The 11193-nt window shown below is 35.9% G+C and carries 14 protein-coding genes; all 14 read left to right on the top strand.

Annotation, left to right across the window (positions count from 1 at the left end):
- Positions 1 to 30: 30 nt before the first annotated feature.
- The 14 genes from nusG (at position 31) to AWW83_RS04115 (ending at position 11190) form a co-directional block, all read left to right on the top strand.
- Positions 31 to 555, top strand: a complete 525-nt coding sequence (gene nusG / locus AWW83_RS04175; RefSeq protein ID WP_092348939.1) for a transcription termination/antitermination protein NusG — start codon at positions 31 to 33, stop codon at positions 553 to 555.
- A 252-nt stretch (positions 556 to 807) separates the two neighbouring features.
- Positions 808 to 1887, top strand: coding sequence for a D-alanine--D-alanine ligase family protein (locus AWW83_RS04170; RefSeq protein WP_092348936.1), 1080 nt, complete (start codon positions 808 to 810; stop codon positions 1885 to 1887).
- 46 nt (positions 1888 to 1933) lie between these two features.
- Positions 1934 to 2968, top strand: a complete 1035-nt coding sequence (locus tag AWW83_RS04165; RefSeq protein WP_092348933.1) for a D-alanine--D-alanine ligase family protein — start codon at positions 1934 to 1936, stop codon at positions 2966 to 2968.
- On the top strand, positions 2943 to 3416 hold the full coding sequence (locus AWW83_RS04160; protein ID WP_092348930.1) for a GNAT family N-acetyltransferase: 474 nt from the start codon (positions 2943 to 2945) through the stop codon (positions 3414 to 3416). The genes AWW83_RS04165 and AWW83_RS04160 overlap by 26 nt, the downstream gene beginning before the upstream one ends.
- Before the next feature lie 11 nt (positions 3417 to 3427).
- The gene (locus tag AWW83_RS04155; protein ID WP_320409423.1) at positions 3428 to 4186 is read left to right on the top strand and encodes a KamA family radical SAM protein; all 759 of its coding nucleotides are present in this window, start codon (positions 3428 to 3430) and stop codon (positions 4184 to 4186) included.
- A 104-nt stretch (positions 4187 to 4290) separates the two neighbouring features.
- Complete coding sequence (locus AWW83_RS10185; protein WP_320409422.1) at positions 4291 to 4554, top strand: hypothetical protein; 264 nt, start codon at positions 4291 to 4293, stop codon at positions 4552 to 4554.
- A 177-nt stretch (positions 4555 to 4731) separates the two neighbouring features.
- Complete coding sequence (locus AWW83_RS04150) at positions 4732 to 5418, top strand: porin family protein (protein ID WP_092348928.1); 687 nt, start codon at positions 4732 to 4734, stop codon at positions 5416 to 5418.
- Positions 5419 to 5436: 18 nt separating this feature from the next.
- On the top strand, positions 5437 to 6069 hold the full coding sequence (locus tag AWW83_RS04145; protein ID WP_092348925.1) for a phosphatase PAP2 family protein: 633 nt from the start codon (positions 5437 to 5439) through the stop codon (positions 6067 to 6069).
- Positions 6070 to 6073: 4 nt separating this feature from the next.
- A complete protein-coding gene (gene polX / locus AWW83_RS04140; RefSeq protein ID WP_092348922.1) occupies positions 6074 to 7798 on the top strand; it encodes a DNA polymerase/3'-5' exonuclease PolX in 1725 nt (574 codons plus the stop codon).
- A 26-nt stretch (positions 7799 to 7824) separates the two neighbouring features.
- A complete protein-coding gene (locus AWW83_RS04135) occupies positions 7825 to 8343 on the top strand; it encodes a hypothetical protein (protein ID WP_143713883.1) in 519 nt (172 codons plus the stop codon).
- A gap of 103 nt (positions 8344 to 8446) precedes the next feature.
- On the top strand, positions 8447 to 9298 hold the full coding sequence (gene panC, locus AWW83_RS04130) for a pantoate--beta-alanine ligase (RefSeq protein WP_092349137.1): 852 nt from the start codon (positions 8447 to 8449) through the stop codon (positions 9296 to 9298).
- Positions 9299 to 9317: 19 nt separating this feature from the next.
- Positions 9318 to 9707 carry an aspartate 1-decarboxylase gene (gene panD, locus AWW83_RS04125; RefSeq protein WP_420021879.1) on the top strand — a complete coding sequence of 130 codons (390 nt, stop codon included), beginning with the start codon at positions 9318 to 9320 and terminating at the stop codon, positions 9705 to 9707.
- 37 nt (positions 9708 to 9744) lie between these two features.
- Positions 9745 to 10539, top strand: a complete 795-nt coding sequence (locus AWW83_RS04120; RefSeq protein WP_092348916.1) for a sugar phosphate nucleotidyltransferase — start codon at positions 9745 to 9747, stop codon at positions 10537 to 10539.
- Positions 10540 to 10542: 3 nt separating this feature from the next.
- A complete protein-coding gene (locus AWW83_RS04115; protein WP_092348913.1) occupies positions 10543 to 11190 on the top strand; it encodes a hypothetical protein in 648 nt (215 codons plus the stop codon).
- Positions 11191 to 11193 lie beyond the last annotated feature (3 nt).

Genomic DNA, 11193 nt, shown 5'->3' with positions numbered 1-11193 from the left:
CAAAAATAAATTTAAGCGAGGTGATCAAAGTTGGATTTAAACTGGTATGTCCTTCAAACAAAGCCAAAACAAGAAAATCTCGTTGAATCATATTTAACACTTGCAAACATTGAAGTTTTCAATCCAAAAATTAAAGAAATAAGATTAATAAGAGCAAAAAAACGAGCTATTACCGTTCCGCTTTTCCCGTGCTATGTCTTCGCAAAGTTGAAACCAACGCTGTTTGACATGGTAATCTATACAAGAGGGGTGAGAAAAATTCTTGGCATCAATGGGAGACCCAAACCGATAAAAGAATCAATCATAGAAACGATAAAAGAGCGAATTAACGGAAACAATCACATTTATGTGCCTGAAAAATGCGAACATGAGTTTGAAATTTGTGCGGGGGATTATGTCGTCGTGGTTGATGGACCTTTAAAAGGTTTCGTTGGGGTAGTAGAAAGAGCAAACAGTCATAAAGCAGTTGTCCTGCTTATGTCAATGGACTATCAAGTTAAAGCAGAAATTCACAAATTTTTGCTTCGCAAGGTTGATCCGGAAATTTTAGAATAAGATCAAAATCATAACTCTTATTTAATCCAGCACCCTCTCCATCAGCAGAGAGGGTTTTTAATTTTGTTAAACCTTCCTGAAACTTTCTTAACACTCAAAAAATTGTCGGGTTAAATTGCATCATCAAACTAAACGACTTAACAGTTTAAAATTTCTAAAGTCCTCAATCAAATCTCAAACATCTCTTGACATTTTCAAAAAAATTTATATATTTATAGTTGAAAACGGATTTAAAACAAAGTCGCTTTCTTTATGAATGTTGGTCTTGTGTTTAATTTGAAGAAGGAAAGACAAGATGATTCAGGCAGTGATGATTCGTTTAGTAGTGTTAAGTTCTTAAATAAGTCAAATGCTGAACACAAACTCCAAACTGTTGATGACACTTATGCTGAATGGGACACTTGGGAAACGATAAACGCAGTAAAAAATGCGCTTGAAGAAAATCACAATGTCATCTTGATTGAAGCAAATGAAGATGCATTTGAAAAATTAAGAAAAAATAGACCTGATATCGTTTTCAACATCGCAGAGGGTTTCTACGGGGCAAGTAGAGAAGCGCAAATTCCCGCAATCCTTGAAATGTTAAACATTCCTTACACAGGAAGCGACCCACTTACGCTTGCAATCTGCCTTGATAAAGCAAGAACAAAAGAAATTTTATCTTACTACAAAATCCCAACCGCAAAGTTTTTCGTAGTTGAAAACCTTGACGAGTTTGATGGTGAAATTGAACTTAAATTCCCACTCATAGTTAAACCTCTACACGAAGGTTCAAGCAAAGGTATATTTAATTCTTCCGTCGTTTCAAATAAAAATGAACTCTATCTTGAAATTGAGAGAGTGATAAAAACTTACAATGAACCAGCGCTTGTTGAAGAATTTTTGCCCGGGAGAGAATTTACAGTTGCAATCCTCGGAAATGGAAAATCAGCAAAAGTTTTACCAATAATTGAAATTAAATTTGATTCACTTCCACCAGAAGCAAAACCAATTTACTCGTTTGAAGCGAAATGGATTTGGGATACAAGAGAAAAACCACTTGATATATTTCAATGTCCCGCCGAAATAGATAATAAGTTAAAAGAAACGATAGAAAAAATCGCACTTTCAACATTTAAAGTTCTTAGGTGCCGTGACTGGTGCAGAATTGATATGCGACTTGATAAAAATGGAATTCCAAATATACTTGAAGTAAATCCGTTGCCCGGAATCCTTCCAAATCCCGAAGATAATTCCTGCTTTCCAAAAGCAGCACGTGCAGCGGGGTTAACCTACAATCAGATGATAAACGAGGTCTTAAATGCAGCTTTAAAAAGATACGGCATGATTTAGAAAATGATTGATTATCAATCTGTTAAAACAAAAATACGGGCTTTTTATGTATAAAGGTTTGGAAATAACGGTTATATATAACGACCCTACGATGATTGAACCTGCAATTAATATCAACGATGCTTCAATTACCGAAGTCAAAGGTGAAATTGAATTCATCGTGAACTCACTTGAAAGCGGTGGATTCAATGTGAAAGTTTTACCTGTTTTTAATGCACGCAAATTTATTAACGACCTTCTAAATTTAAAAACCGACCTTATTTATAACTTTTGCGAAATGGTTGAGCTAGATTCACAGGAAGAAGTTTTTGCAGCTGGATTGTATGAACTTTTAAAAATTCCCTACACGGGTGCACCACCAATGACGCTTGGATTATGCCTTGACAAATCAAAAACAAAGATTATTCTCTCACACCATAAAATACCAACTGCAAAATTTGAACTATTCACAGAATCTTTCAACGGTTATAAAAAACTTGAATTAAATTTTCCATTGATAGTCAAACCTGTGCGTGAAGATGCAAGTGCAGGCATAAATGAAAAATCCGTTGTCTATGATATAAAAGAATTGAGCGAACGAGTTGAACATATCCTGAAACAATTTAAACAGCCAGCTCTTGTTGAGGAATTCATTGATGGAAGAGAAATAAATGTTGCAATCCTTGGAAACAATCCTCCTGTCGTTTTACCAATTTCCGAGATAGATTTTTCGCAATTACCACCGAACCTTCCAAAAATCGTAAGCTATGAAGCAAAGTGGATTCCAGATACAGAGTATTACAAAAAGACAATTCCTGTGTGTCCAGCTCCACTTGAACCGGAACTTGAAGCGAAAGTGAAAGAGATCGCACTTTCATGTTACAAAATTATGGGTTGCAGAGATTACGCAAGAGTTGATATGCGAATTGATAAAGATGGAAATCCTTATGTGCTTGAAGTAAATCCAAACCCTGACCTGTCAAGAAACGCTGGGTTTATGCGTTCAGCTTCTGTTTATGGATTAACACCAGCAGAAACAATCATTAAAATTGCAGAATTAGCGCTTGAAAGAACCTATGCTGATAAGAAAATTAACAAGTAAAGATAGAGAAAAAATTGAAAAAATTTTGATTTCAACAGAAATGTTCACAGAAGAAGAAATAAACGTTGCGATTGAAATAATTGATGAGTTTTTAAACCAAGGTGAAAAAAGTGGATATGAAATTTATTCAGCAGTTGACGATTATGATAATGCGATTGGTTATATATGCTTTGGCAAAAGACCTTTAACGCTTGCAACTTTTGATATTTACTGGATCGCTGTTGATCCAGATTTACAGGGAAATGGAATAGGAAAAAGTTTAATGAAATTTGCTGAAGAAAAAATAAAACAAATGGGAGGGAGCTTAATTCTTGTAGAGACATCTTCACAGGAGAAATATCAAAAAACGAGAGCTTTTTACAAGTCGTGCGGGTATATTGAAACAGCCCGCATCAGAGATTTTTACAAACAAAATGACGATTTAATAATTTTTGCAAAATATATTTAGGGAGGTAAAAAATGGAGCTCTGGCAAGAACTATTAAGAAAAAGTGTAGAAACAGCAGAAGATTTCGCCGAAGTTTTTGGCGTGGACAAAGATTTGATGAGAAAAATAATTGAACGATATCCAGCGAGAATTAATCCTTATTATCTGAGCTTGATTAGATACAAAGGCGATCCGATATGGCTTCAATGTTTTCCTGACATAGAAGAGCTTGCAGATGAAGATATGCCCGAAGACCCGCTTGATGAAGACGCAATGAGCCCTGTGCCAAGTATTACACATAGATATCCAGATAGAGTTCTCTTCCTCGTGACGAGCCAATGTTCAATGTATTGTAGATTTTGCACACGCAAGAGAAAAGTTGGTGATTCAAGCAAAATCAGTATGAAATTTATTCAGGATGGAATTGAATACATAAGAAATCATCCAGAGGTAAGGGATGTCATTTTGTCCGGGGGCGATCCATTGATGCTCACGGATTATATGCTTGAGAAAATTATAAAAGCGTTGAGAGAAATCCCACATGTTGAGATAATAAGAATTGGGACGAAGATGCCGTGTGTTTTACCGCAGAGAATCACAGAAAACCTGTGCAATATGCTGAAAAAATATCATCCAATTTATGTTAACACACACTTCAATCACCCGTGGGAGATAACTCCTGAAAGTAAACGCGCTTGTGAAATGCTCGCAGATGCTGGAATACCTGTTGGAAATCAAACAGTGCTTCTTCGTGGCGTAAACGACGATCCGTATGTTATGCAGGAACTATGAAAAAACTTTTGGCAATAAGAGTTAGACCGTATTACATTTATCAAGCGGATATAACTCGTTGAGCAAATCTTTTTAGAACGCCACTTAGAGTTGGGATTGAAATAATGGACAAATTGCGCGGGCATATATCAGGTCTTGCGGTTCCATATTATGTGATTGATGCGCCCGGTGGCGGTGGAAAAATTCCAATTCTGCCTCAATATGTAATTGCACACAACGAAAACGAAATCATTCTCCGAAACTTTAGATACGAAATTTATGTGTATCCAGATGTGAAAGAAGAAGAAATTGAAGAGATAAAATACGAGCCCAAACCGACAAGCGAGCCAAGAAAAATTATTGAACGAAAGAAGTGGCTCGTTGAGTAAGAACCAAAACCTCGTTTTATCTTCAAATTGGGCAGGGACAAATAAACCCTGCCTTTTTTTATTTTTCACAAGAATTTGTAATTTTAAACAGAGAAATGCTCTTTTCCAAAGGAACTTGACTTAAAAGGGATTAGTTAAAGTTTTTGAATGTAAAAACTCAAAAACGAGGTGTTTAAAATGAAGCGTTTAATTTTAATTGTCTTGCTTTTTTATTCTCTTGCCTACTCGCAGGATAAAAAGACGGAAAAACCGCCATCAATGAAAGATAGCATCATAGTTTATGAAACGCCGTCTGATTTTAAACTAATTGATACGCTTGGATTAAAAAAATCGTGGGGGCTTGACCTTTCGGTTGCAAGCAATGGCTTTGCATTTGGAACATTTTACAGGTATAAAATCAAAGATGTCTATTTTATTCAGGCAACTTTAAACTTTATGACAGCAAAAGATGAAAACGAAGTTGAATACATAGATCCGTGGACTGGGCAAACTTTTGTCCCGAATAAAGTTAACAGAATAATGGTTTTGCCACTTTCATTTTCATTTCAATATCGTTTGTTCAAAGATGAACTCTCTGACAATCTCCGTCCTTTTTTGATGGCTGGCATCGGTCCAACTCTGATTTTTACAACTCCATATGATAAAGAATTTTTCAACAGTTTAAAATACGGCAGGTCTCATTACACAGTAAATTTATTTGCTGGGGCTGGCGCATACATCGGGCTTGACCCGAGAACAATAAGCGGAATAAGCATAAGATATTATTACATTCCGTATCCAAAGGGAATTGAATCGTTGCGTGGGAAACCGATAAAAAATTTCGGCGGAATAAATCTGACATTGACATTTGGCGTAAGTTTTTAAAAGTAAAAAAGCACATTTATGAGATACGCTGAAAGATTTTCCGATTTTTTAAACAGCATAGACAGACAAAAGACAGCAGAATTTATTTCAGCAATTTTCGCTCCTCAATTTGTCAGTTCAATTTCTTTTCTAATTATCTCATTTTATCTTGAACCAAACATAAAAATGAAACTTATCTCTGCTTTCACAACAATTTCATTTACATCAATTTTCCCAACGGCGTTCGTTTATTATCTCATTCACAAAGGCGAAATAGAGCATCCATTTATCCCCGAGCGTGAAAAGAGAACAATTCCTTATCTTTTTGCAGTGTTAAGTTCTTTTGTTGGATTTTTAATTTTACTTTATTTCAAAGCAAATTGGCTCATACTTGCATCGCAATGGTGCTATGTTTCAAACACATTTCTTATTATGCTGATAAATTCAAGATGGAAAATAAGCGCACACTCCGCTGGTTTAAGCGGTCCTCTTACGGTTCTTGCGTGGATATTTGGCTTTAAAACCTTGCCTCTTTTTCTTTTGATACCTTTGGTCGGATGGTCAAGGTTGTATTTGAAAGCACATACATTCTGGCAAGTTGTCGCTGGAACAGTTCTTGGCATATTTATGACATCATCTCAAATTTTTCTTTTCTCAAAAATACTTCAATAGTCAAATGGATAAAAAACAAGTTGCGGAAATACTTGAAGAGATTGCAGATATACTTGAATTGAAGGGAGAAGTTGAATTTAAAGTAAGAGCATACAGAAACGCAGCAAGGATTATCCGTGATGTAAAAGGCGATTTAAAAGAACTTGTTGATTCGGGTGATCTTGCAAAAATAAAAGGAATAGGTCCAAATCTTTTTGAAAAAATAAAAGAACTTGTCAATACAGGGCAGTTGAAATACTATGAAGAATTGAAGAAATCAATTCCAGAGGGTTTGTTTGAACTGCTTCAAATTCGTGGTCTTGGTCCAAAGAGGATAAAAGCAATCTATGAAAAACTTGGTATCACAACGCTTGCTGAACTTGAATACGCTTGCAGAGAAAATCGCCTTTTGAAACTTGAAGGATTTGGAAAGACAATTCAAGATAAAGTTTTAAAAGAAATTGAAAGATTGAAGCGAAGTTCCGAATATCATCTCATCTCATTTATCTTCCCAATCGTCAAGGCAATTGAAGATTTTGTAAATTCAAATCTTGATGTAATTGATTTTACAATAACTGGGAGCTGGCGAAGGCGAAAGGAGATAATAAGAGATATTGATGTTGTTTTAAACCTTAAACAGAAAAATTTTAACAGGACAATTGAAGCAATTCAAAAAAATTTCCCTCACACGAAAATTTTAAAATCTGACGATAATTTCATCAGTTTACATTCCGAGTTCGGCGTTTCGGTTGATTTTATACTCTCTGATGAAGATTATGCGTTTAAAGTTTTTTACACTACAGGAAGTAAGGAATTTCTTGAAAAATTCGGAAAACACATCGGGAAACTTGGCTTTGAACTTAAAGACGATGGAATTTACAAGAACGCAGATAAAATTGATTTTTCAAATGAAGTTGAAATTTTTGAAAAGTTTAAAATGAAATTCATCCCACCAGAGATAAGGGAGGGATTTGATGAAATTGAACTTGCGTTAAATGGCGAAATTCCAGAACTGATACAGGAAAAAGATTTGCTCGGAGTTTTTCACATTCATTCAACTTACAGCGATGGCTCGGACACGCTTGAAGATATGATTGCAGAATGTGAGAAACTTGGTTTCAAATTTGTTGGAATTTCCGACCACAGCAAATCCGCATATTATGCAGGTGGTTTAACCGAGGATAGATTAATTCAGCAATGGAAAGAAATAGATGAGTTGCAGAAAAAGTTCAAGATAAAAATTTTGAAGGGTGCAGAAGTTGACATTTTGCCAGACGGCTCACTTGATTATTCAGACGAAATTCTTTCAAAATTTGACTTTGTAATAGCGTCAATTCACAGCAAATTTAGAATGACAGAAGAAGAGGCGACAAACAGAATCATAAAAGCGATGCAAAATCCTTATGTGACGATTCTCGGACATCCGACGGGACGACTTTTGCTTGGAAGAGATGGTTATCCTGTGGATATGAAAAAAATAATTGATGAGGCGTCAAAACTTGGCGTCGCAATTGAGTTTAACGCAAACCCGCACCGACTTGACATTGATTGGAGATTCATAAATTACGCACGAAGCAAAGGTGTTAAGATAAGCATAAATCCAGATGCACACGCAATCGGAGAAATTTATTACACAATACTTTCACTTGGAACTGCAAGAAAAGGTATGCTCACAAAACAAGATGTTTTAAATGCGATGAATGTTTCCGAAGTCCAGAACTTTTTGAAAACACACAGATTGAAAAAGTAAATTTAAAATTAAAAATGGGGGGAATTATGAAAATTGCAATTTTAATGCTGGCTTTCTTTACGCTTGGGGCTTTCGCTCAAAAAGATGGAAAATTAAAAATTCAACAAATTAAAAACGCAACCGTCCATTGCGTCGCTTATGACACAACCATAAAACTTAAAAATGGAAAGTTTTTGCTTGATGAGACCACGGAGGAAGGTTTTAGAAATTATCTTGAAGTTAGTTTAGTTGAGGATAAAATTGCGTTTGGAGATGTTGACGGCGATGGAGATGAAGATGCTGTGATCATACTTGCAAGCACAGGCGGAGGAAGTGGATATTTTTATGAAGTTGGGGTCATCTTAAATCAAAATGGAAAACCAGAATATCTAACGGGCGAAGTTCTTGGAGATAGAGTCAAAGTAAATTTTGTCAAGATTTTGTCAGATAGAAGCATACTTATTGATATGGTTGTTCACGGAGAAGATGACCCAATGTGTTGTCCCTCAACTCCGAAAATTATAAGATACAAAGTCGCACGGGGGAAATTGAAAGAGATTGATTGATTTTGAAGTTTGAATTATCGCTTTTTTATTTGTAAATTTTGGGGAAATCACTAAAAATTTTCGGTGGAATTTTTTGCTTTTTCAAACACAGATTGATTTAAAAATGAGGGTAATAACAAAAGTTAAAGAAATGCAAAAGGTCGCAGATGAATTGAGAAAAGAAGGGAAAATTATAGGCGTTGTCCCGACGATGGGATATCTGCACGAGGGACATTTGAGTTTAATTAGAATTGCGAAGGAAAAAAGCGATGTTGTAATTACAACAATTTTCGTCAATCCGTTGCAATTCGCTCCCAATGAGGACTATGATAAATATCCACGGGACTTGGAAAGGGATGTAAAACTTGCTCAATCCGCTGGGTGCGATATAATTTTTCATCCAAGCGTTGAGGAAATGTATCCAGAAAATTTCCTAACTTATGTTGAAGTTGAAAAATTAACGAAAGTTCTTGAAGGTGAATTCAGACCAACTCATTTTAGAGGTGTTACAACAGTTGTAGCAAAACTTTTCAACATAACAAAACCGCACATCGCTGTTTTCGGTCAAAAAGACGCACAGCAGGCACTGATAATAAAGCAAATGGTTCGGGATTTAAATTTTGATATTGAAATAATTGTTGCTCCAATCGTCCGTGAATCCGACGGTCTTGCGATGAGTTCAAGGAATGTTTATCTTTCGGAATCGGAAAGAAAAGATGCAACGGTGCTTTATCAAAGTTTGAAACTTGCCGAAAAATTAATTGAAGAAAGCGAAAGAAATTCAGGCGTTATTATTTCCAAAATGGAAGAATTGATAAAATCAAAACCAACTGCAAAAATTGATTACATTGCTATTGTTGATCCGAATACGCTTGAAAAAGTTGAAAATTTGAGCGAGGGGAAAGAGTATTTAATCGCTCTTGCTGTAAGAATTGGAAGCACAAGGTTAATTGATAACACGCTGGTAAAAATTTAAAAACAAAATTTGACACAAGATGGGGATCTTTCGTGAGATGTGTAAATCAAAAATTCACGGCGCAACCGTAACGCAAGCGGAACTTTATTACGAAGGGAGCATAACAATTGATGAGGAATTGCTTGAAGCAGCTGAAATCCTGCCTTATGAAAAAGTTCAAGTTGTAAATGTTAACAACGGAGCGAGATTTGAAACATATACCATTCCAGGAGAAAGGGGCTCGGGAATAATTTGCCTAAACGGACCTGCAGCTCGGCTCGGGGCTGTTGGAGATAAGATAATAATTATCTCATATGCGCAATATCCGGAAGAGATTGCTCTAAATCACAAGCCAAAAGTTATAATTCTTGACGAAAACAATAAAATTAAGCAAATTATATACGGGAGCATAACCGAATTTGTTAAGTGAAAAATTTGAAAAAGTTCGTAATTAAAACGGAGGTTGTATGGGAGAATTTTTTTACACTTACAGACATCCAAGGAATCTTGCAACAGTTATACTCGCAGCTGGGAAAGGCACAAGGATGAAAAGACCGGACATCGCAAAAGTTATGTTTCAGTTAAATGGTGAACCAATGATAAAAAATGTCGTAAATCTCGCTTTGAAAATTAACTCCGATAGGGTGATAGTTGTCGTCGGACATTATAGAGATGTGGTGATGGAATATGTTAAAAGCATTGCTCCATTGGTTGAGTTTGCAATTCAAGAAGAACAACTTGGAACTGGGCATGCGGTTATGCAAACAGAGGGACTTTTAAAAAATTTCAATGGAGATGTCCTCGTTTTATCAGGTGATGTCCCGCTTTTGACTGTTAAGACGATGACAAAACTTTTAAAATATCACTATGAAACAGACGCCGTCGCAACCGTTTTAACCGCAGATGTTGACGATCCGACTGGGTATGGAAGAATTATCAGAAATCCAGATGGTTCGGTTGATAGAATTGTTGAGCATAAAGATGCAACAGAAGAAGAGCGAAAGATAAAAGAAATAAACTCCGGAATTTATGTTTTCAAAAAAGAACCACTTTTTGAAGCGCTTAAACACATAACTCCCAACAACGCACAGGGCGAATACTATCTCACCGATGTTTTTTACTACTTTTCGCATCACAATATGAAAATTTCAGCATTGAAGGCGGAAAACTGGGACGAAATTCACGGCATCAACACAATTGAACAGCTTGAAAAAGCAAGGGAAATACTTGAGCGAAGAAAACAACTCGGTCTTGAAGAATAAACGATGAAAAAATTCAGAATAATCATATTTTCCATACCAATTTTACTTGGGCTATCGCTTTTTTTCCTTGCGAAGAAGAAACAGGAGATAATTGAGATTGAAAAAGCAAACGCACCTTATTCGGTTGAGTATGTTAAGAACTTGATTTTTAATTCAAGTTTTGAAATCGGGCAGGGAAACGAAGCAAAGGGCTGGAAATTTGAACGAGAAGGAAATGAAGCGTTTTTTGAAAGAGATGTCATTGAAAAGTTTGACGGTAAATTTAGCGCAAATATAACATCTGACAACCCTGCTTCAAAATCTTATCTTGTTCAGGAGGTAACAAATTTTCCGAAGGAGAAAAAATTTATTCTTTACGGCGCTGTGAAAACCTATAACGCTGACACCGCATTTATGCGAATTGAAGTTTATGACACGCTTGGAAATTTAAAATCTTTCAACTCAACGAAACTTTTAACTGGAACTAATGACTGGCTCGTTTACACTTGTGCGATAATTGTAGGAAAAGATGCTGGAAAAATAAATGTTAAATGTGTTTTAAACGGGAAAGGCAGGGTCTGGTTTGACGATGTTGAACTTGTCGCAGTAAAGTATGAAGAAAAAGATTATCCGTTTTGGTGGAAATACTGGACAAGACAATTTGCGAAGTGAAAG

The sequence above is a fragment of the Candidatus Chryseopegocella kryptomonas genome (genome assembly GCF_001536065.1).
In the GTDB taxonomy this organism is placed as follows: domain Bacteria; phylum Bacteroidota; class Ignavibacteria; order Kryptoniales; family Kryptoniaceae; genus Kryptonium; species Kryptonium kryptomonas.
Note: the sequence above shows the minus strand (reverse complement) of the source record. Positions and strands in the feature narration are given on the sequence as shown.

Bases quoted from the DNA above. Each gene is read 5' to 3' on its own strand.
- AWW83_RS04170 (WP_092348936.1), top strand. From the start codon at position 808: ATGAATGTTGGTCTTGTGTTTAATTTGAAGAAGGAAAGACAAGATGAT.
- AWW83_RS04165 (WP_092348933.1), top strand. From the start codon at position 1,934: ATGTATAAAGGTTTGGAAATAACGGTTATATATAACGACCCTACGATG.
- AWW83_RS04160 (WP_092348930.1), top strand. From the start codon at position 2,943: ATGCTGATAAGAAAATTAACAAGTAAAGATAGAGAAAAAATTGAAAAA.
- AWW83_RS04155 (WP_320409423.1), top strand. From the start codon at position 3,428: ATGGAGCTCTGGCAAGAACTATTAAGAAAAAGTGTAGAAACAGCAGAA.
- AWW83_RS10185 (WP_320409422.1), top strand. From the start codon at position 4,291: ATGGACAAATTGCGCGGGCATATATCAGGTCTTGCGGTTCCATATTAT.
- AWW83_RS04150 (WP_092348928.1), top strand. From the start codon at position 4,732: ATGAAGCGTTTAATTTTAATTGTCTTGCTTTTTTATTCTCTTGCCTAC.
- AWW83_RS04145 (WP_092348925.1), top strand. From the start codon at position 5,437: ATGAGATACGCTGAAAGATTTTCCGATTTTTTAAACAGCATAGACAGA.
- polX (WP_092348922.1), top strand. From the start codon at position 6,074: ATGGATAAAAAACAAGTTGCGGAAATACTTGAAGAGATTGCAGATATA.
- AWW83_RS04135 (WP_143713883.1), top strand. From the start codon at position 7,825: ATGAAAATTGCAATTTTAATGCTGGCTTTCTTTACGCTTGGGGCTTTC.
- panC (WP_092349137.1), top strand. From the start codon at position 8,447: ATGAGGGTAATAACAAAAGTTAAAGAAATGCAAAAGGTCGCAGATGAA.
- panD (WP_420021879.1), top strand. From the start codon at position 9,318: ATGGGGATCTTTCGTGAGATGTGTAAATCAAAAATTCACGGCGCAACC.
- AWW83_RS04120 (WP_092348916.1), top strand. From the start codon at position 9,745: ATGGGAGAATTTTTTTACACTTACAGACATCCAAGGAATCTTGCAACA.
- AWW83_RS04115 (WP_092348913.1), top strand. From the start codon at position 10,543: ATGAAAAAATTCAGAATAATCATATTTTCCATACCAATTTTACTTGGG.